A 24,460-nucleotide genomic window follows, 5' to 3' on the forward strand; every position below is an offset into this window, starting at 1 on the left:
CCTCGTGCGGGCTTTTTCATTTCGCATTTCCCGTTGCGTCCTCAGGCGGCACGTAACCACCGGTCATCACGCGTCGAGCCGCTACGAGAAATCCGCGATTGCATCCGCACGCGACTGCGCTATCGTGGCGGGATGCGTTCTTGACCCCTGCGCGATGCTCGATCCGACCGACCTGCGACTCCTGTATCAGCTCCGGCCCGCGGAGGCCGGCGATTTTCCGTTTGCCGAAGCGCTGACGCACGGCAACATGGGCGGCTATTACAAGCGCCATGGGCTCGTCTGGCGCAGCGACCTGTTCTACGCGAGCTGGCGCGAATCCGAGAACTTCATCCTCGAGGCCGACGGCGAACGCATCGGCGTGCTGCGCGTGACCGAGGAGGGCGATTCGCTGCACATCCGCGACGTACAGATCGCGGCCGGTCATCGCGGGCAGGGCGCCGGCACCTACATGCTCGACATGTCGCACCGCTGGGCGCGTGCGCGGGGGCTGCACGAACTGCAATTGCGCGTGTTCGTCGACAATCCTGCCGCGCGTCTTTATTTGCGCATGGGCTATCGGGTTGCCGGGTCGCGGCTCGCGCAACTTGGCTCGATCCGCCACATGGTGCGGCCGGTCTGACGCGCTGATGGCCCCGAACGACGCGTTCAGCGGACAGCGCCGATGGCGTCGTCGTCCGGGGTTTCGTCGTCCGCGAGGCTGCCTTCCGGGCCGCGGTGTTCGTAGCCGCGCAGCATGAATGCGCGCGGGCTTTCGCCGAATGCGCGCCGGAACATCGCCGAAAAGGCGCTCTGGCTCTGGTAGCCGAGCTCGCGCGCGATATGCGACAGCGGGCGCCCCTGGTTCAGCAGTGGAATGGCCCGTGCCAGCAGTGCCTGCTGGCGCCACTGCGAAAAACTCACGCCCAGTTCCTGCTTGAAGAGCCGCGAAATCGTGCGCGTGCTCGCGCCGACCTCGCTTGCCCAGTGCTCGAGCGATTCCGCATGCGCCGGATGCGCGAGTACCGACTCGCACAGCATGCGCAGCCGTTTTTCGTCGGGCATCGGTACCGCGAGCGGCAGCGGTTCGGCGCGACTCAGCTCGTCGAGCACGAGCCCGCACAGCAGGCGCTCGCGCGCGGTGCTCAGGTCGCGCGCGTCGAGCGCGACGATCAGTTCGCGCAGGAGCCCCGTCACTTCGACCACACGGCACGAGTCAAGCCCTTCCGGCACGATCGACTCGTCGATGTACAGCGTGCGCAAGAACGCCTCTTCGACGATCACGACCTCGTGCGTCACATGCGGCGGTACCCAGATCGCACGGGACGGCGGCACCATCCATGTCGTGCCGGTCGTCGCGACGCGCAGCACGCCGCGCGATGCGTACGCGAGCTGTGCCCATGCATGCGTATGCAGCGGGATGCGGCGTCCGGCGTCGAGCTGCCGTGCGCGCACGCGCATCGGATGGACGGCGGTCGGCGCGAATTCGGGCGGAATGTCGATGACGTACAGGTTCGGTACGTCGGCTTGGGCGGGCGGATTCATGAACGATTCGGGCAACGCTGCGGCGATGCCGTTATTGTAGAAGGCGCCGCGAAAGCGCATGTGACGGTTTGTCGGGCGATCATCCCGCGCTCAAATGAATGTTGTGTGTGGCCCGGCGATTTCAGGGCCGCCCGCGACGAGAGGCGCTTGCGCGTTCGAACCATCGGGCCGATATCGTGGTCTATCGATGCGCGGGGGATTGCGCAGGAATTGCGCACGGATCGCGCATGAATCGCCCGTGAACAGGGCAACACACGAATCAAAGAGGAGAACCACGATGCGTTACGTATTCGTCTACGGCACCTTGAGAAACGGGGAGGCCAACGACATCGGCCACGCGGCCGCCAGGCACGGAATTGCCGCGCCGACGCTGCTCGGCGCCGCCGCGCTGCCGGGAGAGCTGTACGATTTCGGCACGTATCCGGGGATGGTTGCCGGGTCGGCCGGCAAGTCGCTGGTCTGGGGCGACGTCTACGAAATCGACGACCTGCTTGTTCCCGTGCTCGACGAGATCGAGCGCGTCTATCCGGGTGTCGACTCGCTGTTCAAGCCGGACGACGTGACCGTCGAACTCGGCGGCCGGCAGTACGCGTGCCTTTACTATCCGGTCGCCGCGCACGCGACCGCCGGGCGTCCGCGCATTGCGTCGGGCGACTGGGTTCAGCACCGGCGCGAGCGGGAAGCCGTCTGACCGGCCGCGCGGCAGCCGCTTCGACCGCAAAGGAAAAAGCGCCCGGAGGGGCGCTTTCGTTTGTGCCGTCATTCGCGTGCGACCGGCGCCGACGCAAGGGCGGCCCCGATCGGGACGGGCGGCTTCGTCAGATTTCCTCGTACAGCGGCAGCGTCAGGAATTCGGTGAAGCCTTCCGACGTCGACATCTGCTCGAAGATCGCGGCGGCGCGCTCGTACGGCTGCGTGTTGCCGCCGACCGAGCGCTTCACGTTGTCGAGTTCGGCCTTCGAGAATTCCCGCACGAGCTCGGCCGTGACCTTGCGGCCGTCGTCGAGCACGCCCTTCGGCGAGCGGATCCATTGCCACACCTGCGAACGGGAAATCTCGGCCGTGGCCGCATCTTCCATCAGGTTGTGGATCGGTACGCAGCCGTTGCCGTCGAGCCAGGCGCCGAGGTAATGGATGCCGACGTTGATGTTGTTGCGCAGGCCGGCTTCGGTGATCGGCGTTTCAGGCTGGAAGTCGAGCAGGTTCCTGCCTTCGACCTGCACGTCGTCGCGCTGCTTCGCGATCTGGTTCGGCTTGTCGCCGAGCACCTTGACGAACTCTTCCATCGCGATCGGCACGAGGCCCGGGTGCGCGACCCAGCCGCCGTCGTAGCCGTCGGTCGCGTCGCGCTGCTTGTCCGAACGCACGCCGCCCATGGCCTTGTCGTTCGCTTCCGGATCGTTCTTGATCGGGATCAGCGCGCTCATCCCGCCGATCGCCGGCGCGTTGCGCTTGTGACAGGTCTTCAGCAGGAGCAGCGCGTACGCGCGCATGAACGGCACCGTCATCGTGATCTTCGAACGCTCGGCCAGGCAGAAGTCGCGGTCGTTCTTGAACTTCTTGATCGCCGAGAAGATGTAGTCCCAGCGGCCCGCGTTCAGACCCGAGCTGTGTTCGCGCAGTTCATACAGGATCTCGTCCATCTCGAACGCGGCGAGGATCGTCTCGATCAGCACCGTCGCGCGGATCGTGCCGCGCGGCACGCCGACGGCTTCCTGCGCCGCGACGAAGATGTCGTTCCACAGCCGTGCCTCGAGATGGCTTTCCATCTTCGGCAGGTAGAAGTACGGGCCCGAGCCGCGCGCCAGCAGTTCCTTCGCGTTGTGGAACAGGAACAGCGCGAAATCGAAGATGCCGCCGGACACGCGCTGGCCGTCGACCGTCACGTGCTTCTCGTCGAGGTGCCAGCCGCGCGGACGCACGATCAGCGTCGCGACCTTGTCGTTCAACTGGTAGGACTTGCCGTTCTGCTCGAGCGAGATCGTCCGGCGCACCGCGTCCTTCAGGTTGATCTGGCCGTCGATCTGGTTCGTCCAGCTCGGCGCGTTCGAATCCTCGAAGTCCGTCATGTACGAGTCGGCGCCCGAGTTCAGCGCGTTGATGATCATCTTGCGCTCGACGGGGCCCGTGATCTCGACGCGGCGGCATTGCAGGTCGGCCGGCAGCGGCGCGACCTTCCAGTCGCCTTCGCGGATCGCCTTCGTTTCGGCCAGGAAGTCGGGGCGCTCGCCCGCGTCGAGGCGTTTCGTGCGCTCGACGCGCGCCTGCAGCAGCGCCTGGCGGCGCGGTTCGAACGTGCGGTGCAGCGCCGCGACGAGTGCGAGCGCGTCGGGCGTCAGGATTGCTTCGTAACCCGGCTTGATTTCGCCGGTGATCGCCATGCCTTGCGGCAGCGTGATCGGGGTGCTCATGAGTCTCATCTCCTTGGTCGGTCAGTTGCGGTTTCGGTAAAGGGGGGAGGCGGCAGCTGCAATCGTCATGCACCCGGGCCGGGGCGCGTGCGGTTTGCGGGTCTGCCGGACGGAGCCGGGGTGGCGAGGAATGCGAGCAGGTCGGCCATGCCGGTGCCCGTACCGTCCGGCGGCGCGCCGAGTTCTTCGGCGGGCGCGCCCGTGCGGTTGAGCCAGAACGTGGTGTAGCCGAACCAGACGGCGCCGGCGACGTCCCACGCGTTCGACGACACGAACACGATGCCGCGCCGGTTCGGTCCGAACGCGGCGGTGCCGAGCGCATAGGCCGCCGGACTCGGCTTGTACGCGCGCACGGTGTCGGCCGACAGCACGCGATCGAACAGCCCGGACATGCCGGCGCTCTTGATCGCGATGTCGAGCATCTGTGGCGTGCCGTTCGACAGGATCGCGAGCGGCGGGCGCGGGTCGAGCGCGCGCAGCTTGCGCAGCGCGGGCACCGTATCGGGATAGGTGGACAGGCACGCGTACTCGTCCATCAGTCGCTTCTCGGCCGCGCTGTTCAGCGCGAGCCCGAGCCGGCGCGCGGCGAACCGCAGCGCATCGAGCGTGATGTCCCGGAACGGGCGATAGCGGGCGCCGGCCGGATCGGCGAGCGTGCGCAGTTGCGAGTATTCGATTTGCTTGCGTCGCCACAGCTGCGACAACCGTTCCCCGTGACCCGGAAACATCTGCTCTGCCGCGGCCAGCACCGCGCGCACGTCGAACAACGTGCCGAATGCGTCGAAGAGGATTGCGTCGGGAGAGGAGAGTGTCGTTGTGGCCGACATAGCCTTGCGCTCCGGTTTCAGAGGTCGAGTGAATTCTATTCGTGATCGTATGCGCTAAAAAAGACGCTATTCATCACTTGATCTTTTACTTTCATATACCTAATCTTGAGCCGTTTAAGCTATTTGAAGGGCGGCGGCACCGCCCCGGCGAGTCATGGACCGGTTCAAGCAGATCGAAACGTTCGCTGCGGTCGCGGCGAAGGGCAGCCTGTCGGCGGCTGCGCATGCGGAAGGCGTCGCCCCGGCGATCATCGGCCGACGCCTCGACGCGCTCGAGGAGCGGCTCGGCGTCAAGCTGCTGGTGCGCACGACGCGCAAGCTCACGCTGACGTTCGAGGGCTCGGCGTTTCTCGAGGATTGCCAGCGGATCATCAACGACATGCAGAACGCCGAGGCGAGCGTGTCTGCCGGCGGCGTCAAGGCGAGCGGCCACCTGCGTATTTCCGCGCCGGCGGGCTTCGGCCGGCGGCACGTCGCGCCGCTCGTGCCCGAATTCAGCGTCGGGCATCCCGACGTCTCGGTCACGCTCGACCTGTCCGACCGCATGGTCGACCTCGTCAACGAGGGGTTCGATTGCGCGGTGCGGCTCGGCGAGCTGCCCGATTCGTCGCTCGTGTCGCTGAAGCTCGGCGAGAACCGCCGCGTGTGCGTCGCGGCTCCCGCGTACCTCGTACGGCGCGGCACGCCCGCGACGCTCGCGGAACTGGCGCGGCACAACTGCCTCGCGCTTGCGGCAAACGCGAACCAGCAGCGCGGCTGGGCGTTCCAGGAGGACGGCAAGGTCGTGTCGATCCGCGTGAACGGCACGATGGAATGCTCGGACGGCGCGGTGCTGCACGAATGGTGCCTCGCCGGACATGGCCTGGCGTGGCGCTCGTGGTGGGAGGTCGGCGAGGACATCGCGGCCGGCCGGCTCGTCAGCGTGCTCGACGCATTTGCCGCCCCGCCGATCGGCATCCACGCGGTGTTCCCGCAACGCCGGCACCTGCCGCTGCGTGTGCGGCTGTTTCTCGACTACCTGAAGCACACTTACGAGCGGCCCGGATATTGGGGCGAGTAGCAGCGGGAGCCGGTCGCGTTCGCCCGCGTGTTTCCGATATGAGGGCGAACCCGTTGCCGGGGCCGGTTGGGCGGTTTCGCGCACTACACTCGTAGGAGGCATGTCCGACGCGTCACGGCCGCCCCGGATGGGATCGCGGCTTGCGGCGTGTACTTGACGAAGGAGGGCGCGATGTTCCGGCACATCCTCGTTCCAACCGACGGTTCCGAACTGTCGCAGAAGGCGATCGACGGCGCGATCGACCTGGCCCGGGCGGTCGGTGCGCGCGTCACGGCGTACGCGTGCCTGCCGCAGTATCCGTACTCGCCGTTTTCCGAAGTGATCATCGAGCCGCCCGCCGATTTCCGGGCGCGCAGCGAGCGCGAGGCGCGCACGCATCTCGGCGAGGTCGAATCGGCCGCGAAGGCGGCCGGCGTCGACTGCGACACCTGGACGAGCGTCCATCCGTCGCCGTATCTCGGCATCATCGAGGCGGCAGAACGCGGCGGCTGCGACGTGATCTTCATGGCGTCCCACGGACGCCGCGGGCTCGGCAGCTTGCTGATCGGCAGCGAGACGCAGCGCGTGCTGACCCATACGAAAATTCCGGTGATCGTCTATCGGTAGGGCCGTGCCCTGGAAAAAGGGCGCGCCGGACGAAGCCGGCGCGCGTCGTTGCTGGCGGCACGCAGGCCGCGCGGCCGGTCGCGCGATCGGTATCGCGCGCCTGCCGTCTCCTCCCTGATTTTTGTTCGGTGGCCGATGCCGTGCCGTCGCGAGACGGGGGCATCGGCATGACACGCCTGGCGCGTGTTACGCGACCTTCTTGCCGTCGAAGAACTGCTCGTCCTCGGTCGAGCCGTGCAGTGCGGTCGTCGACGCTTCGCGTTCGACCGTCTGCGTCACGGCGTCGAAGTAGCCGGTGCCGACTTCGCGCTGGTGCTTGACGGCCGTGAAGCCCTTTTCCGCGGCCGCGAACTCGGCCTGCTGCAGTTCGACGAAGGCGCTCATCTGTGTGCGGGCATAGCCGTGCGCGAGGTTGAACATCGAGTAGTTCAGCGCATGGAAGCCGGCCAGCGTGATGAACTGGAACTTGTAGCCCATCGCGCCGAGTTCCTTCTGGAACTTCGCGATCGTCGCGTCGTCGAGGTTCTTCTTCCAGTTGAACGACGGCGAGCAGTTGTACGACAGCAGCTTGCCCGGGAACTGCTTGTGGATCGCTTCCGCGAACTTCTTCGCGTACTCGAGATCCGGCTTGCCGGTTTCGCACCAGACGAGGTCGGCGTACGGCGCGTAGGCAAGACCGCGCGAGATCGCCTGCCCGATGCCCGGCTTCGTGCGGAAGAAGCCTTCCACCGTGCGCTCGCCCGTGAGGAACGGCTTGTCGTTGTCGTCGACGTCGGACGTGATCAGGTCGGCGGCTTCCGCGTCGGTGCGGGCGACCAGCACGGTCGGTGTGCCCATCACGTCGGCCGCGAGGCGCGCTGCCGACAGCTTCGCGACGGCTTCGCGGGTCGGCACGAGTACCTTGCCACCCATGTGGCCGCACTTCTTCACCGACGCGAGCTGGTCCTCGAAGTGGACGCCCGAGGCGCCGGCTTCGATCATCGCCTTCATCAGCTCGAACGCGTTCAGCACGCCGCCGAAACCGGCTTCCGCGTCGGCGACGATCGGTGCGAAGAAGTCGACATAACCTTCGTCGCCCGGATTCTTGCCTTCCGACCACTGGATCTGGTCGGCGCGCGTCAGCGTGTTGTTGATGCGCTTCACGACGAGCGGCACCGAGTTTGCCGGGTACAGCGACTGGTCCGGGTACATTTCGCCCGCGACGTTCGCGTCGCCGGCCACTTGCCAGCCGGACAGGTAGATGGCCTTCAGGCCGGCCTTCACCTGCTGCATCGCCTGGTTGCCGGTCAGCGCGCCGAGTGCGTTGACGAACGGCTCGTTGTTGACGAGGCTCCACAGCTTTTCCGCGCCGCGCCTGGCGAGCGTGTGCTCGATCGGCACCGAACCGCGCAGGCGGACCACGTCCTCAGCCGAATAGCTGCGCTTGATGCCTTTCCAGCGCGGATCGGTTTCCCATTGCTTTTGCAGTTCCTGTGCCTGTTGCTGACGCGACATGATGAGCTCCTTGATGCGGTGCGATGCCTGATGGGTTGAATCTGACGATGGTGAGGCTGTTCTCGAAGGCGGGAGCGTTGTGTTCCGGTTCGTGAGGTCTTGTATAAGAGTCTAGGCAAATCGACCGGGGCGGGACAGGGGGCTTTGTGGGGCGGCAGTCAAATTTTTAGTTGTTTTTAATCAATGGCTTGAAGTTGTGATTTCGAGATAAGAAACGCTCTTTCCCATCCTGCAATCGCTCGGGTTGTGCCACGCAGCATGATTTTTTACGACACAAAAAAATTTTCCGCATCGTGAAATGTGGGGCGGGGCGAAAAAAAACCGGCGCAGATGCGCCGGTTGGCTGAATGGGCAGTGCCATCCGTGGGGCGGCCGGTGGCCGCCCGTGCGTGCTTACGACGCGGAGTTGCTGCGACGCGGGCCGCCGCTGCGTTGACCGTCGCGGCGCGGGCCGCCGTCACGGCTGCCGCCCGGCTTGCCGCTCCAGCCGCCGCCATTGCCGCCGCCGTAGCTGCGGCCGTTGCCGCCATGACCGCCACCCGGCTTGCCGCCGAAACGTCGACCGCCGCCGTTACCGCCGCCCGGACGGCCGCGGCCGCCGGTGCCGCCGTTGCGCGGGGGTGCCTTGCGCGGCTCGAAACCTTCGATCACGTTGACCGGCAGCGGCGAGCGCACGAAGCGTTCGATGCGCTTGAGCGCGCCCTGTTCGGCGTGGTGCACGAGGCTCACCGCGGTGCCCGAACGGCCCGCACGGCCCGTACGGCCGATACGGTGCACGTAGTCTTCCGCGAACTTCGGCAGGTCGTAGTTGAACACGTGCGTGATGCCCGGGATGTCGATGCCGCGCGCCGCGACGTCGGTCGCGACCAGCACGCGCACACGGCGCTCGCGCAGCGCACGGATCGTGCGGTTACGCGCGCCCTGCGGCAGGTCGCCGTGCAGCGCGGCCGATTCGAAGCCTGCGTCGGCGAGACGGCCGGCGAGCTGGTCGGCATCGATCTTGGTCGCCGTGAAGATGATCGCCTGGTCGAGCGCGTCGTCGCGCAGCAGGTGATCGAGCAGGCGATCCTTGTGGTCGCGGTCGTCGACGTAATGCACGGTCTGTGCGATGTTTGCGCGCGACTCGAGGCGCTGCTGGATCTCGATACGCTCGGGATCCTTCAGCAGGCGGCTCGTCAGCGAACCGATCTTGCCGTCGAGCGTGGCCGAGAACAGCATCGTCTGGCGCGTCGCGGGCGTCGCGGCGACGATCGTTTCGATGTCGTCGATGAAGCCCATGTCGAGCATGCGGTCGGCTTCGTCGAGCACGAGCATCTTCAGCTCGGACAGGTCGATACGGCCGCGTTCGAGGTGATCGAGCAGACGGCCCGGCGTGGCGACCAGGATTTCGGGGTTCTTCGCGAGCAGCATCAGCTGCTGGCCGTAGGCGACGCCGCCGAGGATGCTGACCGTGCGCAGGCGCTTCAGGTGCTTGCCGTAGGTCGACGCGGCGGTGGTGACCTGCATCGCGAGTTCGCGGGTCGGCGTCAGCACGAGCAGGCCCGGGCGCGCGACGGGTTGCGGGCGGCGCGCACGGCGGTCGCCCTGGTTCGGTTCACGCGGCGCGCGCGGTTGCTGCGCCTGTGCCTTCTGGAGCTGCGCGAAACGTTCGATCGCGGGCAGCATGAATGCAGCGGTCTTGCCCGAACCGGTCGGGCTCGAGACCAGCAGGTCACGGCCGGCGATGCCGGCCGGAATCGCGCGCTGCTGGACCGGCGTCGGCTTCACATAGCCGGCGGCCTGCAGCGCGGAGACGATCTCCGGCGACAACCCGAGCGACGCGAAGCTCGGCTCGTCCGACGCCGGTTCGACCGCGGCCGGTGCGGCGGCGTCGTCGAGACCGAGCGCCTGGTCGGCGATCGCGTTGAGCGGGCTGGAGTTGATGCTCGAAGTCATAACAATCCTTGAAACACAGTGGGTGAAACGTCGGCGCCAATCGCGCATACCCAAGTCGTCGGATTCAGCGAGCAAATCGGGAAACGGGTGCAATCCGCCGAACCGTCGGCGGATGAGGCATTAGAAGCTGTTTTGGGTGCGGCGCGCTGCAGGAGCGGGGCCGCCAGCCTGATAAGTGACGACCGCGAAGGTCGAAGCAGGAGGGGACAGGTTCTAAACCGGATTGGAGCTTAACGCTACGAGGCGTCGGGCCGGAACGGCTTGCGAGCCGAGCGCGGAGATGACGCAGCCAGCATTATAAAGAGATTTGCTGCGCTGCGCCACTGATTTGATTGCCTATTGCAACCGGGGGGGCGGCCGGGGACGGCCGGAGGCTATTCGGTCAGGATGCCGTGCCGTTCTTCAGCGATTCGACGAGTTCGATGTACTGCTGCTTTGCCGCATCCTGCGACGTGCCCTTCAGCGCATCCCATGCGTCGTACTTGTATTTGCCGACGATGTCGGTGAAGCCCGGCTTGTCGCCATGGGCGTCGCCGTCGGTCGCCTGCTTGAAGAGCGCGTACAGGCGCAGCAGGGTCAGGTTGCCCGGCCGTTCCGTCAGTTGCTTGACGTCGATCTGGGCCTGGTCGAATTGGGCGGTGAGTTCGCTCATCGGGTGTCTCCGTAAGGGTTTCAGGTCGGGCGATCTTAACAAGCGGACCGCCGCGCGGGGTCGAGCGATCCTTCCAAACCGCCGCCGGGCGTGCGCGTGCGCACGGATCGGGCCGATCGCCCGTGGGAGCGGGGTGCCGCATTACAATGTCGCCCATGACGCAAACAGTGCTCCTCGCCATCGATACGTCGACCGAATACTGCTCGGTCGCGCTGCTGCGCTCGGCCCACGCCGATGACGCCGTTTCCATCCCGCAAACCTGGGTCCGCCACGAACTGACGGGCGCCGTGTCGAGCACGCGCGTGCTGCCGGCAATCCAGGAACTCTTCGCCGAATCGGGGCTGACGCTCGCCGATTGCGACGCGATCGCGTTCGGCGCGGGCCCCGGGTCGTTCACGGGCCTGCGCACCGCGACGGGCATCACCCAGGGGCTCGCGTTCGGGCGCGGGCTGCCGGTCGTGCCGATCGGCACGCTGCTCGCGTGTGCCGAGCACGCACGGCTGCGCGCCCCCGGTACGACCCGTGTCCTCGCCGCGCTGGATGCGCGGATGGACGAAGCCTACTGGGCGGACTTCGCGTGGGACGAAAGCGCCGGCGACTGGCTCACGCTGCATCCGGCTTCGCTCGATGTGCCGGGTGCGGTCGGCGTGCCCGATACGCCGTTCACGCTCGCGGGCAACGCGGCCGCCGCGTTCGGCGCGCAGTTGCCGGCCGCGGCGCACGCGGCCGTGATCGACGGCGACGCGATGCCGCACGCGCTGGCGGTCGCCCATGCCGCGCTGCGCGCGTTCCGTGCCGGCCGTGCGGTGCCGGCCGACCAGGCCGCACCGGAATACGTGCGCGACAAGGTGGCACAGACGACCGCCGAGCGCGTCGCGGCACGCGCCGCTCAGGCAGGCGGAGCGAAGGGATGACGGGCGTACTGCTGAGCGACCGCTACCTGGCGCCGATGACGGATGCCGATCTCGACGAGGTCGTCGCGATCGAGCACGTCGCGTACGAGTTCCCGTGGAGCCGCGGCAACTTCGAGGATTCGTTGCGCAACGGCTACCTGGGCGTGTGCCTGCGGCACGTGACGGGTTCGCTCGTTGGCTATTGCGTGCTGATGCCGGTGGTCGACGAGATGCACCTGCTGAACCTGTGCGTCGCGCCGGCCGCGCAGCGCGCGGGTGCGGGCCTCGCGCTGCTGCGCGAGGCCGTGCGCATTTCGCGTGCGGAGCGGCTCGACGGCGTGCTGCTCGAGGTGCGGCCGTCCAATCCGCGCGCGATCCATCTGTACGAGCGCTTCGGCTTCGTGACGATCGGCCGGCGCAAGAATTACTACCCGGCGAAGCACCACAGCCGGGAAGACGCGATCGTGATGCGTCTGACGCTGAACAAGGATGAAGGGGACGCGCATGGCATGGGCTGAAGCGGCGCTCGAGGAAATGGGTCTCGCGCAGATCTGGGTGCGGCGCGGGCAGGGCGCGAATGAACGCGCGGACGCGGGCGCGGCAGTCGAAGCGCCCGCCGCGGCGCAAACGGGGGCGGCGAACGCCGCACCTGCCGTCGTTGCGACCGAGCGACCTGCGCGCACCGCGCGCACGCCGGCGCAAGACGAGGCGACGCCGGCAGTGGCGCGGAGCGTCGATGTTCCGCCGGTTCGCGAGCCTGCCGCCCCGGCGCACCGCGTCGACGACGATCGCGTGCCCGCACGCGCCGCGCCGGTCGCATCGACCGACACGATGCCGCCGATGGACGATGCGCCGCCTGCCGGAGCCGACGATTTTGCGTGGTTCGATGCGGCGCCGCCGGGCGATCCCGCGCCGCCGGCCCCATTGCGACGCGCCGAAACCCCGGTTGCGACACTCGACTGGGACGCGCTGGCCGCGCGCGTGGCCGACTGCACGCTCTGCCGGTTGTGCGAGAAGCGGACCAACACCGTGTTCGGGGTCGGCGACCGCGAAGCGGACTGGATGCTGATCGGCGAAGCGCCGGGCGAGAACGAGGACAAGCAGGGCGAGCCGTTCGTCGGCCAGGCCGGCAAGCTGCTCGACAACATGCTGCAGTCGCTGTCGCTCCAGCGCGGCGACAACGTGTACATCGCGAACGTGATCAAGTGCCGGCCGCCCGGCAACCGCAACCCGGAGCCGGACGAGGTCGCTCGCTGCGAGCCTTATCTGCAGCGTCAGGTCGCGCTCGTGAAGCCGAAGCTGATCGTCGCGCTCGGCCGTTTCGCCGCGCAGACCCTGCTGAAGACGGATGCGAGCATCGCGTCGCTGCGCGGCCGCGTGCATGCGTACGAGGGCGTGCCGGTGATCGTGACCTACCACCCGGCATACCTGTTGCGCAGCCTGCAGGACAAGTCGAAGGCATGGGCCGACCTGTGCCTCGCACGCGACACGTTCCGGCGCGCGGAAGGCGCCGACGTGAACGGGCCGGCCGGGCAATGACGACGGGCGCGGCGTGCGCACTCGTCGACACGCTGCATGACGCCGCGGTTCGCGATCTGGGCTGGTTGCTTGCCAGCCCGAGCCTCCTCACTGCGGTACCGGGAGCGCCGCTTGCGCGCCCGTGGCCGGATGCGGCCGGGCAGTCGGCCGTCCACGCATGGCTCGCCGCGCTCGATGCGCAGCCCGGGCCGCTGCATCGCGCGCTCGACGGGTTCCGGCCCACCCGGCTCGGCCGCTACGCGGAATGCCTGCTCGAGTATTTCCTGACGCACGGCCCGTCGCTGCGGCTCGTCGCGGCCAATCTGCCGCTGCGCAGCAACGGCAAGACGCTCGGCGAAGTCGATTTTCTCGTCGACGCGCCGGGCGGTCAGCGCCTGCATTGGGAGCTCGCGGTGAAGTGCTATTTGTGCGCGCCGGTACGCGACGGTGCATCGCTTGCCGACTTCGTCGGCCCCAATCTCGTCGACCGGTTCGACCGCAAGCGCAGCCGGCTGCTCGATCACCAGTTGCGCCTCGGCGAACACGACGGGTTCGCGCGGCTCGGCTATGGCGCACCGTCCGACGCACAGATGTTCATCAAGGGCTGGTTGTTCTATCCGCACGGCGCGCCGTTGCCGTCGGTGTCCGCCGAAATCGCGCCGGATCACCCGCGCGGATTCTGGCTGACGCACGCGCAGTGGCCGGCGTGGGCGGCCGCGCAGCCCGCCGGCGCCGCATGGAGTGTGTTGCCGAGGCTCGCGTGGCTCGCGCCGCGACGTGCCGCCGCCGATACCGGATTCGAGCCGGAACCGCTGGCGGCCGCTCTGGAGCTGCCGCCCGTGTTGACGACGCGCGAGGCCCCCGCGCTGATCGGCATGCATGAACAGGACGGTGACGGCACCTGGCGCGAACGGGCGCGCGGCTTCGTCGTGCCGGACGACTGGCCGGTGCGCGCGCAGGCGTTTGCGGCGCAGGATCACTGACGCCGCGTCAGCCGGCGCTCACCACCAGCGATGGAAGTGATGGACGGGGCCGACGCCGTGGCCGACGTCGAGGTGGCCGCTCGCGGCGATCGCGCCGGTCAGGTAGGTCTTGGCTTCGCGCACCGCGCTTTCGAGGTCGGGCTGTTGCGGCAGCAGCGCGGCGATCGCCGACGACAGCGTGCAGCCGGTGCCGTGCGTGTTGCTGACCGGCACGCGTGCACCGTCGAGCCGCACGGAGCGCGCCGCTTCGACGAGCCAGTCGGGGCTCGCGGACGCGTCCGGCAGGTGGCCGCCTTTCATCAGTACGGCACGCGCGCCCGTCTGTAGCAGGGCCCGGCCTTGCCGGACCATGTCGTCTTCCGTGGTGGCGGGCACGTCGTTCAGCAGCGCGGCCGCCTCGGGCAGGTTCGGCGTCACGACCGTCGCGAGCGGCAGCAGCGCATCGCGCAACGCGTCGACGGCATCGGGCGCCAGCAGCGCGTGCGAGCTCTTCGAGATCATCACCGTGTCGAGTACGACGAAGCGTGGCGCATAACGCCGCAGCGCGTCGGCGACCGCGTGCACGATCGCCGCATTCGCGAGCATCCCGATCTTGACCGCATCGATGCGGATGTCGCTGAACACCGCGTCGAGCTGTGCGGTCACGAACGCCGCGTCCGGCGCATGCACGCCCGTTACGCCGCGGGTGTTCTGGGCGGTCAACGCGGTGATTGCGCTGGCACCGTAGGCGCCCAGCGCGGAGAACGTCTTCAGGTCGGCCTGGATGCCTGCGCCGCCGCCCGAATCGGAGCCGGCGATCGTCAGGATGTTGGGTATCGGGTGCGTCATCGGGGCAATGCGCCGGTTGAAAGACCGGCGCCGGCGGACGGAAACGAGGAGTGTAGCGTCAGTGCCGCGATTCGCCGATCAGCGCGACCGAGTCGAACTGGCGCTGGTTCGCCTGGTGGCGGCGCATCACGAGCCACATCGTCAGGCAGACGAACGTGCCGAACAGGACGATCACGACGCCGACCGGCACGTCGAGCCATACGAGCACCGCATACAGGCACAGCATCACGAGCACCGACAGGTTCTCGTTGAAGTTCTGCACCGCGATCGAGTGGCCGGCCGACAGGAGCACGTGGCCGCGATGCTGCAGCAGCGCGTTCATCGGAACGACGAAGTAACCGGACAGCGCGCCCACGCACATCAGGAAGATGTACGCGATGATCAGGTACACGGGCATGCGCAGGTGGCCGAAATGCACGGCCCAGTGCGGCGGGAACAGGTCGCGCGTGTAGAACGCCATCAGCATCACCGCGATACCCATGACGATGCCGACGGGCAGCACGGTCAGCGACTTCTTCAACGGGATCCGGGCCGCGGCGGCGATTGCGCCGGCCGCGACGCCGACCGCGACCACGGCCTGGAGGATCGCGCCTTCCGACAGCGACATGCCGAGCGAGACTTCAGCCCACTTCAGCACGATGAACTGCAGCGTCGCACCCGCACCCCAGAACAGCGTCGTGACCGCCAGCGAGATCTGGCCGAGCTTGTCGCGCCACAGCACCATGAAACAGTCGGCGAAATCGGTGAGGAGCTTGACCGGGCCGCGTTCCTGCTTCGGGTAGCGGGCGCCGGTATCGGGAATGCGCAGGTTGAACAGCGCGGCGACCACGTAGATCGCCATGATGATCGCCATCGCCGCTTCGGCGGGCGTGCCGATCCAGGCGGGGGTATGCGCGATCACGTGCGACGCGATGTGCGGGCTGATCAGCGCACCGCCGAGCACGGTGCCGAGGATGATCGAGCTGACGGTCGTGCCTTCGATCCAGCCGTTGGCGGCGACCAGCCGGTCGGCCGGCAGCAGCTCGGTGAGAATGCCGTATTTCGCGGGCGAGTAGGCTGCCGCGCCGAAGCCGACGATCCCGTACGCGATCAGCGGGTGGGCGCCGAGCAGCATGATCATGCAGCCGATCACCTTGATCGAGTTGGTGATGAACATCACGCGGCCCTTCGGTCGCGAATCCGCGAACGCACCGACATACGCCGCCAGCACCACATAGGACAACACGAAGAACAGCTTCAGCAGCGGTGTCATCCAGTTGGGGGCGTGGAGGTCTTTCAGCAGGGCGATGGCGGCGATGAGGAGCGCATTGTCGGCCAGCGACGAGAAAAACTGCGCGGCCATGATGGTGTAAAAACCTTTTTTCATCTGATGCGATGCTTTCGTCGCTGCGGCAGGGCCGCGTAGGCCGCCTGGTATGCGATCGGCTTATTCCGTTCGAAATGGGTTGTGCGCACGGCTTTATAACATGAAAATACGCCAGTTCGGACTAGCAAGATTCCCCGATCGTTCCGCAAGTTGTCGGCTTCAGTGCTCAAAAGGCGCGGTAAGCTGATGATTCGCAAGCGTCTTTACGTAAATTTCCCATGCCGCGCCCGATCTCCGCCACCATCCACACCGCCGCTCTCGCGAACAATCTCTCCGTCGTCCGCCGCTTTGCCGGCCCGTCCAAGGTCTGGGCGGTCGTCAAGGCGAACGCGTACGGGCACGGTCTCGCCCGCGCGTTTCCGGGCCTGCGCGGCACCGACGGCTTCGGCCTGCTCGACCTCGACGAGGCAGTCAAGCTGCGCGAGCTCGGCTGGGCCGGCCCGATCCTGCTGCTGGAGGGGTTCTTCCGCTCGACCGACATCGACGTGATCGACCGCTACAGCCTGACGACGACCGTCCACAACGACGAGCAGATGCGGATGCTGGAAACGGCGCGGCTGTCGAAACCCGTCAACGTGCAGCTGAAGATGAACAGCGGGATGAACCGGCTCGGCTACCTGCCGGAGAAATACCGCGCCGCGTGGGAGCGCGCCCGCGCGTGCCCCGGCATCGGCCAGATCACGTTGATGACCCATTTTTCGGATGCGGACAACGAGCGCGGCGTCGCCGAGCAGCTCGCGACGTTCGAGCGCGGCGCGGAAAACATCGCCGGCGCGCGCAGTCTCGCGAACTCGGCCGCCGTGCTGTGGCATCCGGACACGCATTTCGACTGGGTGCGCCCGGGGATCGTGCTGTACGGCGCGTCGCCGTCGGGGCTGTCGTCCGACATCGCCGACACGGGGCTGAAGCCGGCGATGACGCTCGCGTCCGAACTGATCGCGGTGCAGACAATCGCGAAGGGCCAGGCGATCGGCTACGGCTCGACGTTTTCCGCGCAGGCGCCGATGCGGATCGGCGTGGTCGCATGCGGTTATGCGGACGGTTATCCGCGGGTCGCGCCCGAAGGCACGCCCGTGATCGTCGACGGCATCCGCACGCGGATCGTCGGCCGCGTGTCGATGGACATGATTACCGTCGACCTGACCCCGTGCCCGCAAGCCGGCGTCGGCGCGCGGGTCGAGCTGTGGGGCAATGCATTGCCGATCGACGACGTCGCCCGCCATTGCGGCACGATCGGTTACGAGCTGATGTGTGCAGTCGCCGGCCGCGTGCCCGTGCGCGCGGAATAAGGGCGTCGCGCGTGGCCAAACAGAAAACCGTATACGTCTGCAGCGAGTGCGGCGGACAGACCCCGAAGTGGCAAGGGCAATGCCCGTCGTGCCAGGCCTGGAATACGCTCGTCGAATCGGTTCCTGAGGCGCCGTCGGCCCATCGTTTCCAGTCGCTCGCCAAGCGTGCGCCCGTGCAGCGTCTCGTCGACATCGAAGCCGCCGACGTGCCGCGCTTCTCCACCGGCATCGGCGAATTCGACCGCGTGCTCGGCGGCGGGCTCGTGCCGGGCGGCGTCGTACTGATCGGCGGCGACCCGGGTATCGGCAAATCGACGCTGCTGCTGCAGTCGCTTGCGGACATCGCGAGCGAGCGGCGCGCGCTCTATATCAGCGGTGAGGAATCGGCCGCGCAGATCGCGTTGCGCGCGCAACGGCTTGCGCTGCTCGACGGCGGTACGCCGGCGGACGAACTGAAGCTGCTCGCGGAGATCCAGCTCGAGAAGATCCAGGCCGCGATCGACACGGAACGGCCGGACGTGGCCGTGATCGACTCGATCCAGACCGTCTATTCGGAAGCGCTCACGTCGGCCCCCGGCTCCGTCGCGCAGGTGCGCGAATGCGCGGCGCAGCTCACGCGCATCGCGAAGCAGTCGGGCACCGCGATCATCATGGTCGGGCACGTGACGAAGGAAGGCAACCTGGCCGGCCCGCGCGTGCTCGAGCACATCGTCGACACGGTGCTGTACTTCGAAGGCGACACGCACTCGTCGTTCCGGCTCGTGCGCGCGTTCAAGAACCGCTTCGGCGCGGTCAACGAACTCGGCGTGTTCGCGATGACGGAGCGCGGGCTGCGCGGCGTCGCGAATCCGTCCGCACTGTTCCTGTCGCAGCACGAGCAGGTCGTGCCCGGCTCGTGCGTGCTCGTTACACAGGAGGGCACGCGCCCGCTGCTCGTCGAAGTCCAGGCGCTCGTCGACACCGCGCACGTGCCGAACCCGCGCCGGCTCGCGGTCGGCCTCGAACAGAACCGGCTCGCGATGCTGCTCGCGGTGCTGCACCGTCATGCGGGCATCGCGTGCTTCGACCAGGACGTGTTCCTCAATGCGGTGGGCGGCGTGAAGATCACCGAGCCGGCCGCCGACCTCGCGGTGCTGCTCGCGATCCATTCGTCGATGCGCAACAAGGCGCTGCCGAAGGGGCTGATCGTGTTCGGCGAAGTGGGGCTGGCGGGCGAGATCCGGCCGTCGCCGCGCGGGCAGGAGCGGCTGCGCGAGGCTGCGAAGCTCGGTTTCACGTCCGCGCTGATCCCGAAGGCGAACGCGCCGAAGCAACCGATCGAAGGGCTGAACGTGATGGCCGTCGATCGGCTCGAGCAGGCGATCGACCGCGTGCGCGATCTCGAGTGACCGGCTGCACGGGTACGCGGGCCGGGCCTGCCGGCGATCTGGCGCGTAATTCGCTGTAAAGAATATGTAGGCTTCTGTAACCCGCCGGACATCGCTTTTCCCTATCCTTGGCCGGATTGTCGAACCGCGCAATGCGAAGGGAACCTATGTTGAAATCCTATGGGGAAGCGCCGGGCGGACGCCTTTACAACCTGCGCGGCTGCCGCGTGTCGGAGCCGATTCGCCAGCCCTGGGGTGGGGGATGCCGGATCGTCGAGTGGATCGACGAAGAGGGGCGACTCGCGCGCAAGGTCGTGTCCGAGGACGTGACGGAAGCGGAAGTCGCTGCCGCGATCCGGCGGCCGACCGAAGGGCGCCGGTACCTGATGGGCGACGACGAGCAGATGCCGCGCGATACGCTGCCGCGCCGCTGAGCCGGCAGCCTGGCGGATGGCCGGCGAACCACAGGGTGACGACAGTAGTGAATGAACAGGCCGGGACCGTGCGCCCGGCCTTGTCGTATCCGGGCCCGAAGAAGGACGGATGGGCCTGTCGAGATGCCGCGATATCAAGGTGCCGCGGTGCCGAGGCAGCCGGCACGCCGGGCTGGCATACCGGCCGGTTGCGCCGCGACAGCGGTCAGCCGATCTGCTCGAGCTCTTCCTGCGCGGCAAGCCAGTCGGCCTCGACCGTCTCGAGACGCGTGTTGACGTCCCCGAGCTTGCGGATCGCATCGGTCAGCTCCGTCTTGCGCTCGGCTTCGTAGCTCGCCGGATCGGCGACGAATGCGTCGAGGCGGGCCTTCTCCGCGTGCAGCGTCTCCATTTCCTTTTCGAGCTTGGTGATGCGCGTCTGCAGCGGCTTCTTCAGCACCGACAGGCGCTGCCGTTCCTCGGCGGCCTGACGTTTCTGGTCCTTGCGGTTGGCCGCGGCACCCGCGCCCGACGAAGCTGCGCTGTCCGCCTTCGCGGCGGCGCGCTGCTCGGCCGCGTGCTGCAGCAGCCAGTCGCGGTAGTCGTCGAGGTCGCCGTCGAACGGCTGCAGCCGGTGCTTCGCGACCAGCATGAACTGGTCGGTCGTCGCGCGCAGCAGGTGGCGGTCGTGCGAGACGAGGATCAGCGTGCCCTCGAACTGCGCGAGCGCCATCGTCAGCGCATGGCGCGTTTCGAGGTCGAGGTGGTTGGTCGGTTCGTCGAGCAGCAGCAGGTTCGGCTTCTGCCAGATGATCAGCGCGAGCGCGAGGCGTGCCTTTTCGCCGCCCGAAAACGGCCCGACGGGGCTGGTTGCCATGTCGCCCGAGAAGTTGAAGCCGCCGAGGAAGTCGCGCAGTTCCTGCTCGCGCGTGTCGGGCGCGAGCCGCGCCAGATGCGCCAGCGGCGAATCGTCCTCACGCAGCGTTTCGAGCTGGTGCTGCGCGAAATAGCCGATCGTCAGCCCCTTGCCGTCGCGGACGTGCCCCGACAGCGGCGCGAGCGTGCCGGCCAGCGTCTTGATCAGCGTCGACTTGCCCTGGCCGTTCGCGCCGAGCAGGCCGATGCGCTGGCCGTTCTGGATCGACAGCGCGACGCGCTCGACGATCGGGATCTCCGCTCCGCCGTCGGCGTGGTAGCCGCAGCGGACGTCTTCCATCACCATCATCGGGTTCGGCGCGGCGTCGGGCGTGCGGAATTCGAACGTGAACGGCGACGCGATGTGCGCGGGCGCGATCAGCTCCATCTTCTCGAGCGCCTTCATCCGGCTCTGCGCCTGCTTGGCCTTGGTCGCCTTGGCCTTGAAGCGGTCGACGAAGCTTTGCAGGTGCTCGATCGTCTTCTGCTGCTTTTCGTAGGCGCTTTGCTGGAGCGCCAGTTGCTGCGCGCGCAGCACTTCGAACTGCGAGTAGTTGCCGCCGTAGCGCTTCACCTGGCGGTTTTCCAGGTGCAGCGTGACATTGCAGATCGAATCGAGGAATTCGCGGTCGTGCGAAATCACGACGAGCGTGCCGGGGTAGCGGTGCAGCCAGTCTTCGAGCCAGACGATCGCGTCGAGGTCGAGGTGGTTCGTCGGTTCGTCGAGCAGCAGCAGGTCGGAGCGGCACATCAGCGCCTGCGCGAGATTCAGGCGCATGCGCCAGCCGCCGGAGAAGCTGGCGACGGATTCGCGCGTCTGCGCGAGCGTGAAGCCGAGACCGAGCAGCAGCGCCTCGGCACGGGCCGGCGCGGTGTAGCCGTCGGCGTCGGCGAATGCCGCGTGCGCGTCGGCTTCGGCGGCGCCGTCATGCGCAGCGGACGCGGCGGCGATGCGCGCCTCGATCTCGCGCAGCGCGGCGTCGCCGTCGAGCGTGTAGTCGAGTGCCGAGCGGTCGACGGCGGGCGTTTCCTGCGACACGTGGGCGATCCGCCACGACGGCGGCATCGAGAAATCGCCGCCGTCGGAGTGCAGCTCGCCGCGCAGGACCGAGAACAGCGTCGACTTGCCGGCGCCGTTCGCGCCGATCAGGCCGGCTTTCTCGCCGGGATTGAGCACGAAGGAGGTCGACTCGAACAGCGGCTTGGTGCCGCGCGCAAGGCTGAACTGATTGAAACGGATCACGGCGGAAATGACTGGCCAAAACCGATATTCTAGACTGCGCGCCGCTTGCGCCGGGCATTGGCCGTTCGGCGGATGCCGCAATGGCGCAATTTCGCCTAGACTCCACGTCGATCCGGTTTCGTAAAAGGAGTGCCCGATGTCCACCCTGTATTCGTTCAGCGCAGAGACGCTTGCCGGCGAGCCGGCCTCGCTCGACGCGTATCGCGGCAAGGTGCTGCTGATCGTCAACACCGCGAGCGAGTGTGGTTTCACGCCGCAGTACGCCGGCCTGCAGAAGCTGTACGACCAGTACGCGGCGCGCGGCTTCTACGTGCTCGGCTTCCCGTGCAACCAGTTCGGCAAGCAGGAGCCCGGCGACGCCGCGCAGATCGGCGCGTTCTGCGAGCGCAATTACGGCGTCACGTTCCCGATGTTCGCGAAGATCGACGTGAAGGGCGACCATGCGCATCCGCTGTACCGCTACCTGACCGACGAGGCGCCCGGCATTCTCGGCCTCAAGGCGATCAAGTGGAACTTCACGAAATTCCTGATCGATCGCGAAGGGCGCATCGTCAAGCGCTATGCGCCGTCCACCAAGCCGGACGAAATCGCCGCGGATATCGACAAGCTGCTGTGACGGCTGCCGGCGTCGTTCGCGGCGCCGGTGCGGGGCGCCTGCCCGCCGCGGTCCCGGCCGTCAGAGGATCGGTGCGAACAGCCGCGCGACGTGCATCGCGATGCGTCGCCAGGCAGGCGATCGGCGGTATTCGTTCGCATCGACCTCGTACGCCTGTGCGAAGTCGGCAGCGAGCATCGTCTCGACCTCGTCGGCGAATGCGCGGTCGACGGTCAGCACCATGATCTCGAAATTGAGGCGGAACGAACGGTTGTCGAGATTCGCGCTGCCGATCGCCGCCGCGATGCGGTCGATCAGCACGACCTTCTGGTGCAGGAAGCCGGGCCGGTAGCGGAATACCTTCACGCCCGCATCGACCAGGTCGCGCGCGTACAGCTTCGACGCCTCGAATACCACGTAGTGATCGCGCCGGCTCGGAATCAGGATGCGCACGTCGACGCCGCGCATGACGGCGAGCTTCAGCGCGGAGATCACGGCTTCGTCGGGGACGAGGTACGGCGTGGTGATCCAGACCCGTTCGCGTGCGGCGTTGATCGCCTCGACGAAGAACAGCGAGCCCGTCTCCTGCTTGTCGGCCGGCCCCATCGGCACGGCGAGGCAATGCATGTTGTCGCCCGGCTGCGCGGGCGGCGGCATCGCGAGCGGCGGCAGCTTCTGCGTCGCCCAGTGCCAGTCTTCGGCGAACACGTACTGGATGCTCGCGACCACGGGGCCGCGTATCTCGATGTGCGTGTCGCGCCACGGCGACAGGCGCGGCTTCGCGCCGAGATATTCGACGCCGACGTTGTGGCCGCCGACGAACGCGCGATTGCCGTCGACCACGACGATCTTGCGGTGGTTGCGGAAGTTGAGCTGGAAACGGTTGACGAACTTCCGGTTGGTCGCGAACGGATGCACCTCGACGCCGCCCCGGCGCAATGTGTCGACGTAGCTGTGCGGCAAGTCGAAGCTGCCGATGCTGTCGTACAGGAGGCAGCAGCGCACGCCGGCTGCCGCACGCGCGAGCAGCGAGTCGCGCAGCATCCGGCCGAGCGCATCGTCGCGCACGATGAAGAACTGCACCACCACGTAATCGCGCGCGGCGTCGATTGCGGCGAGGATCGCCGAGAACGTCGCATCGCCGTTCACGAGCGTGCGCACCGAATTGCCGCCGAGGAACGGCATGCCGCCGAGTCGCGTAAGCGCGAGCACCGCGGCCTGGCCGATCGCGTCGGCGGCCGGCCCGTCGGTCGCGTCGGTGCTGAGCCAGGGCGAGCGGGGTGTGTGCATGCGCAACATTTCCAGCTCGTGGCGCCGGGCGTCGACGTAGCCGGAGAACTTGCTGCGACCGAGGAACAGGTACGGAACGAGCGTCAGGTACGGCATGGCCGCAAGCGAGACGGCCCATGCGATCGCACCTTGCGACGTGCGCGTGTTCATGATCGCGTGGCACGCAGCGACGATCCCGAGCACATGGATGGTCAGGATCAGGGTGCCGAGATGTAGCCAGTCGAGGGTCATGGGCGCGTGACGGACTCCTGAGGTCGCGCGGCCGGGCGGCCGCCTACGCGCATCTTACCCAACCGTGCGGCGCAACGGTGCACCGCACGGTGGGCGAGCCGAAAAGGCTTAGGCCTTGCGCGGCAGGTCCGACGCCTGGATCAGGAACACGGCGTCGTCGCCCGCGCTGGTCGGCAGCCACGTGAGTTCGAGGCCGCCGAACGCGGCTTCGACGTTCTCGCGCTCGTTGCCGATCTCGACGACGAGCACGCCGTCGTCGTGCAGCCAGCGATGGGCTTCGGCGACGATGCGTCGCACGATGTCCATCCCGTCGTCGCCACCCGCGAGCGCCATCTCCGGCTCGTGCCGGTACTCGGGCGGCAGTGCGGCCATCGACGACGCATTCACGTACGGCGGGTTCGTCAGGATCACGTCGTAGCGCGAGTCCGGGTCCGTGCGGAATGCGGGCAGCGGCGCGTAGAGGTCGCCGCGGTGCAGCCCGATGCGGTCTTCGAGGCCGTAGTCGCGCACGTTGATCTCGGCGACTTCGAGGGCCTTGTCGGACAGGTCGACCGCGTCGATCTCGGCATTCGGGAACGCGCTCGCCGCGAGGATCGCGAGGCAGCCCGAGCCCGTGCACAGCTCGAGCACGGCGCCGACCTGTTCGGGATCGGCGACGTACGGCTGCAGCCCGTCGTCGAGCAGTTCGCCGATGAACGAGCGCGGCACGATCACGCGTTCGTCGACGTAGAAGCGGTGGCCATGCATCCAGGCTTCATGCGTGAGGTACGCGGCCGGCACGCGGTCGGTCGCGCGCCGTTCGATCACGGCGAGCACGGCCGCGATTTCGTCGGGCAGGAGCCGTGCGTCGAGGAACGGCTCGAGCGTGTCGAGCGGCAGGTCGAGCGTGCGCAGCACGAGGTAGGCCGCTTCGTCGTACGCATTGTCGGAGCCGTGGCCGAACGCGAGCTTCGCCTTCGAGAAGCGCGTGACCGCGTAGCGCAGCAGGTCGCGGACTGTGGCAAAAGGTGTCGTCATGCGAGG

Annotated in this window: 23 protein-coding genes; 12 read left to right on the forward strand and 11 right to left on the reverse strand. The window is 67.5% G+C overall.

Features of this window, described 5'->3' with window-relative positions:
- Positions 1–154: 154 nt before the first annotated feature.
- On the forward strand, positions 155–619 hold the full coding sequence (locus tag L810_RS14640; RefSeq protein WP_021159069.1) for a GNAT family N-acetyltransferase: 465 nt from the start codon (positions 155–157) through the stop codon (positions 617–619).
- A 26-nt stretch (positions 620–645) separates the two neighbouring features.
- Here the strand turns inward: L810_RS14640 and L810_RS14645 are convergent, their stop codons facing one another.
- Positions 646–1,521 (reverse strand): AraC family transcriptional regulator, encoded by an 876-nt coding sequence (locus L810_RS14645; RefSeq protein ID WP_042974819.1) that lies wholly within the window; start codon positions 1,519–1,521, stop codon positions 646–648.
- A gap of 277 nt (positions 1,522–1,798) precedes the next feature.
- On the opposite strand from L810_RS14645, the gene L810_RS14650 reads away from it, so the two are divergent.
- The gene (locus L810_RS14650; RefSeq protein ID WP_021159071.1) at positions 1,799–2,212 is read left to right on the forward strand and encodes a gamma-glutamylcyclotransferase family protein; all 414 of its coding nucleotides are present in this window, start codon (positions 1,799–1,801) and stop codon (positions 2,210–2,212) included.
- Between the two features lie 127 nt (positions 2,213–2,339).
- On the opposite strand, the gene aceB is transcribed toward L810_RS14650, so the two are convergent.
- Entirely contained in the window at positions 2,340–3,932 is a 1,593-nt protein-coding gene (gene aceB, locus L810_RS14655; protein ID WP_021159072.1) for a malate synthase A, read from the reverse strand.
- Positions 3,933–3,997: 65 nt separating this feature from the next.
- On the reverse strand, positions 3,998–4,759 hold the full coding sequence (locus L810_RS14660; RefSeq protein WP_021159073.1) for a haloacid dehalogenase type II: 762 nt from the start codon (positions 4,757–4,759) through the stop codon (positions 3,998–4,000).
- Between the two features lie 154 nt (positions 4,760–4,913).
- Between L810_RS14660 and L810_RS14665 the strand changes: the two genes are divergently transcribed.
- Both L810_RS14665 and L810_RS14670 read left to right on the forward strand, forming a co-directional pair.
- Positions 4,914–5,819, forward strand: coding sequence for a LysR family transcriptional regulator (locus tag L810_RS14665; protein ID WP_021159074.1), 906 nt, complete (start codon positions 4,914–4,916; stop codon positions 5,817–5,819).
- A gap of 171 nt (positions 5,820–5,990) precedes the next feature.
- Positions 5,991–6,425 carry a universal stress protein gene (locus tag L810_RS14670; RefSeq protein ID WP_021159075.1) on the forward strand — a complete coding sequence of 145 codons (435 nt, stop codon included), beginning with the start codon at positions 5,991–5,993 and terminating at the stop codon, positions 6,423–6,425.
- 186 nt (positions 6,426–6,611) lie between these two features.
- Here L810_RS14670 and aceA read toward each other — a convergent pair whose 3' ends face one another.
- The 3 genes from aceA to L810_RS14685 all read right to left on the reverse strand — a co-directional run bounded on the left by aceA (position 6,612) and on the right by L810_RS14685 (position 10,506).
- Positions 6,612–7,919 (reverse strand): isocitrate lyase, encoded by a 1,308-nt coding sequence (gene aceA, locus L810_RS14675; protein ID WP_021159077.1) that lies wholly within the window; start codon positions 7,917–7,919, stop codon positions 6,612–6,614.
- 393 nt (positions 7,920–8,312) lie between these two features.
- Positions 8,313–9,854 carry a DEAD/DEAH box helicase gene (locus L810_RS14680; protein WP_021159078.1) on the reverse strand — a complete coding sequence of 514 codons (1,542 nt, stop codon included), beginning with the start codon at positions 9,852–9,854 and terminating at the stop codon, positions 8,313–8,315.
- Positions 9,855–10,236: 382 nt separating this feature from the next.
- The gene (locus tag L810_RS14685; protein WP_011352486.1) at positions 10,237–10,506 is read right to left on the reverse strand and encodes an acyl-CoA-binding protein; all 270 of its coding nucleotides are present in this window, start codon (positions 10,504–10,506) and stop codon (positions 10,237–10,239) included.
- Positions 10,507–10,652: 146 nt separating this feature from the next.
- Here L810_RS14685 and tsaB point away from each other — a divergent pair, with 146 nt between their 5' ends.
- From tsaB to L810_RS14705, 4 genes are read left to right on the forward strand one after another with little or no spacing between them, the layout of a single operon-like run.
- Complete coding sequence (gene tsaB, locus L810_RS14690; protein ID WP_042974798.1) at positions 10,653–11,420, forward strand: tRNA (adenosine(37)-N6)-threonylcarbamoyltransferase complex dimerization subunit type 1 TsaB; 768 nt, start codon at positions 10,653–10,655, stop codon at positions 11,418–11,420.
- Positions 11,417–11,917 carry a ribosomal protein S18-alanine N-acetyltransferase gene (gene rimI, locus L810_RS14695; RefSeq protein WP_021159081.1) on the forward strand — a complete coding sequence of 167 codons (501 nt, stop codon included), beginning with the start codon at positions 11,417–11,419 and terminating at the stop codon, positions 11,915–11,917. The genes tsaB and rimI overlap by 4 nt, the downstream gene beginning before the upstream one ends.
- Entirely contained in the window at positions 11,904–12,938 is a 1,035-nt protein-coding gene (locus tag L810_RS14700; protein ID WP_021159082.1) for a uracil-DNA glycosylase, read from the forward strand. Before rimI ends, L810_RS14700 begins: the two co-directional genes overlap by 14 nt.
- Positions 12,935–13,900, forward strand: a complete 966-nt coding sequence (locus L810_RS14705; RefSeq protein WP_021159083.1) for a DUF1853 family protein — start codon at positions 12,935–12,937, stop codon at positions 13,898–13,900. The genes L810_RS14700 and L810_RS14705 overlap by 4 nt, the downstream gene beginning before the upstream one ends.
- Positions 13,901–13,918: 18 nt before the next feature.
- On the opposite strand, the gene thiD is transcribed toward L810_RS14705, so the two are convergent.
- On the reverse strand, positions 13,919–14,728 hold the full coding sequence (gene thiD, locus L810_RS14710; RefSeq protein WP_021159084.1) for a bifunctional hydroxymethylpyrimidine kinase/phosphomethylpyrimidine kinase: 810 nt from the start codon (positions 14,726–14,728) through the stop codon (positions 13,919–13,921).
- Between the two features lie 58 nt (positions 14,729–14,786).
- Complete coding sequence (gene lplT, locus L810_RS14715) at positions 14,787–16,094, reverse strand: lysophospholipid transporter LplT (protein WP_021159085.1); 1,308 nt, start codon at positions 16,092–16,094, stop codon at positions 14,787–14,789.
- A 218-nt stretch (positions 16,095–16,312) separates the two neighbouring features.
- Here lplT and alr point away from each other — a divergent pair, with 218 nt between their 5' ends.
- From alr to L810_RS14730, 3 genes are all read left to right on the forward strand, one after another.
- Positions 16,313–17,383: an alanine racemase gene (alr, locus tag L810_RS14720; protein WP_021159086.1), complete on the forward strand. Its 1,071-nt coding sequence runs from the start codon at positions 16,313–16,315 to the stop codon at positions 17,381–17,383.
- Between the two features lie 11 nt (positions 17,384–17,394).
- Positions 17,395–18,771, forward strand: coding sequence for a DNA repair protein RadA (gene radA / locus L810_RS14725; RefSeq protein ID WP_021159087.1), 1,377 nt, complete (start codon positions 17,395–17,397; stop codon positions 18,769–18,771).
- A gap of 146 nt (positions 18,772–18,917) precedes the next feature.
- Positions 18,918–19,184 carry a DUF2866 domain-containing protein gene (locus L810_RS14730; protein ID WP_021159088.1) on the forward strand — a complete coding sequence of 89 codons (267 nt, stop codon included), beginning with the start codon at positions 18,918–18,920 and terminating at the stop codon, positions 19,182–19,184.
- A gap of 205 nt (positions 19,185–19,389) precedes the next feature.
- On the opposite strand, the gene L810_RS14735 is transcribed toward L810_RS14730, so the two are convergent.
- On the reverse strand, positions 19,390–21,321 hold the full coding sequence (locus L810_RS14735; RefSeq protein ID WP_042974800.1) for an ATP-binding cassette domain-containing protein: 1,932 nt from the start codon (positions 21,319–21,321) through the stop codon (positions 19,390–19,392).
- A gap of 136 nt (positions 21,322–21,457) precedes the next feature.
- Between L810_RS14735 and L810_RS14740 the strand changes: the two genes are divergently transcribed.
- On the forward strand, positions 21,458–21,937 hold the full coding sequence (locus L810_RS14740) for a glutathione peroxidase (protein WP_021159090.1): 480 nt from the start codon (positions 21,458–21,460) through the stop codon (positions 21,935–21,937).
- A gap of 60 nt (positions 21,938–21,997) precedes the next feature.
- On the opposite strand, the gene cls is transcribed toward L810_RS14740, so the two are convergent.
- Both cls and prmB read right to left on the reverse strand, forming a co-directional pair.
- A complete protein-coding gene (cls, locus tag L810_RS14745) occupies positions 21,998–23,437 on the reverse strand; it encodes a cardiolipin synthase (RefSeq protein WP_021159091.1) in 1,440 nt (479 codons plus the stop codon).
- 108 nt (positions 23,438–23,545) lie between these two features.
- Positions 23,546–24,454: a 50S ribosomal protein L3 N(5)-glutamine methyltransferase gene (gene prmB / locus L810_RS14750; RefSeq protein WP_021159092.1), complete on the reverse strand. Its 909-nt coding sequence runs from the start codon at positions 24,452–24,454 to the stop codon at positions 23,546–23,548.
- Positions 24,455–24,460 lie beyond the last annotated feature (6 nt).

This window comes from Burkholderia sp. AU4i, assembly GCF_000466765.1.
Taxonomy (GTDB): domain Bacteria; phylum Pseudomonadota; class Gammaproteobacteria; order Burkholderiales; family Burkholderiaceae; genus Burkholderia; species Burkholderia cepacia.

What these genes read in the sequence shown, in the direction of transcription:
- L810_RS14640 (WP_021159069.1), top strand. Translation starts at nt 155, where the DNA reads ATGCTCGATCCGACCGACCTGCGACTCCTGTATCAGCTCCGGCCCGCG.
- prmB (WP_021159092.1), bottom strand. Translation starts at nt 24,454, where the DNA reads ATGACGACACCTTTTGCCACAGTCCGCGACCTGCTGCGCTACGCGGTC.
- L810_RS14680 (WP_021159078.1), bottom strand. Translation starts at nt 9,854, where the DNA reads ATGACTTCGAGCATCAACTCCAGCCCGCTCAACGCGATCGCCGACCAG.
- L810_RS14660 (WP_021159073.1), bottom strand. Translation starts at nt 4,759, where the DNA reads ATGTCGGCCACAACGACACTCTCCTCTCCCGACGCAATCCTCTTCGAC.
- aceA (WP_021159077.1), bottom strand. Translation starts at nt 7,919, where the DNA reads ATGTCGCGTCAGCAACAGGCACAGGAACTGCAAAAGCAATGGGAAACC.
- alr (WP_021159086.1), top strand. Translation starts at nt 16,313, where the DNA reads ATGCCGCGCCCGATCTCCGCCACCATCCACACCGCCGCTCTCGCGAAC.
- L810_RS14705 (WP_021159083.1), top strand. Translation starts at nt 12,935, where the DNA reads ATGACGACGGGCGCGGCGTGCGCACTCGTCGACACGCTGCATGACGCC.
- L810_RS14730 (WP_021159088.1), top strand. Translation starts at nt 18,918, where the DNA reads ATGTTGAAATCCTATGGGGAAGCGCCGGGCGGACGCCTTTACAACCTG.
- L810_RS14740 (WP_021159090.1), top strand. Translation starts at nt 21,458, where the DNA reads ATGTCCACCCTGTATTCGTTCAGCGCAGAGACGCTTGCCGGCGAGCCG.
- aceB (WP_021159072.1), bottom strand. Translation starts at nt 3,932, where the DNA reads ATGAGCACCCCGATCACGCTGCCGCAAGGCATGGCGATCACCGGCGAA.
- L810_RS14665 (WP_021159074.1), top strand. Translation starts at nt 4,914, where the DNA reads ATGGACCGGTTCAAGCAGATCGAAACGTTCGCTGCGGTCGCGGCGAAG.
- L810_RS14650 (WP_021159071.1), top strand. Translation starts at nt 1,799, where the DNA reads ATGCGTTACGTATTCGTCTACGGCACCTTGAGAAACGGGGAGGCCAAC.
- tsaB (WP_042974798.1), top strand. Translation starts at nt 10,653, where the DNA reads ATGTCGCCCATGACGCAAACAGTGCTCCTCGCCATCGATACGTCGACC.
- thiD (WP_021159084.1), bottom strand. Translation starts at nt 14,728, where the DNA reads ATGACGCACCCGATACCCAACATCCTGACGATCGCCGGCTCCGATTCG.
- cls (WP_021159091.1), bottom strand. Translation starts at nt 23,437, where the DNA reads ATGACCCTCGACTGGCTACATCTCGGCACCCTGATCCTGACCATCCAT.
- rimI (WP_021159081.1), top strand. Translation starts at nt 11,417, where the DNA reads ATGACGGGCGTACTGCTGAGCGACCGCTACCTGGCGCCGATGACGGAT.
- L810_RS14700 (WP_021159082.1), top strand. Translation starts at nt 11,904, where the DNA reads ATGGCATGGGCTGAAGCGGCGCTCGAGGAAATGGGTCTCGCGCAGATC.
- L810_RS14670 (WP_021159075.1), top strand. Translation starts at nt 5,991, where the DNA reads ATGTTCCGGCACATCCTCGTTCCAACCGACGGTTCCGAACTGTCGCAG.
- L810_RS14645 (WP_042974819.1), bottom strand. Translation starts at nt 1,521, where the DNA reads ATGAATCCGCCCGCCCAAGCCGACGTACCGAACCTGTACGTCATCGAC.
- L810_RS14685 (WP_011352486.1), bottom strand. Translation starts at nt 10,506, where the DNA reads ATGAGCGAACTCACCGCCCAATTCGACCAGGCCCAGATCGACGTCAAG.
- lplT (WP_021159085.1), bottom strand. Translation starts at nt 16,094, where the DNA reads ATGAAAAAAGGTTTTTACACCATCATGGCCGCGCAGTTTTTCTCGTCG.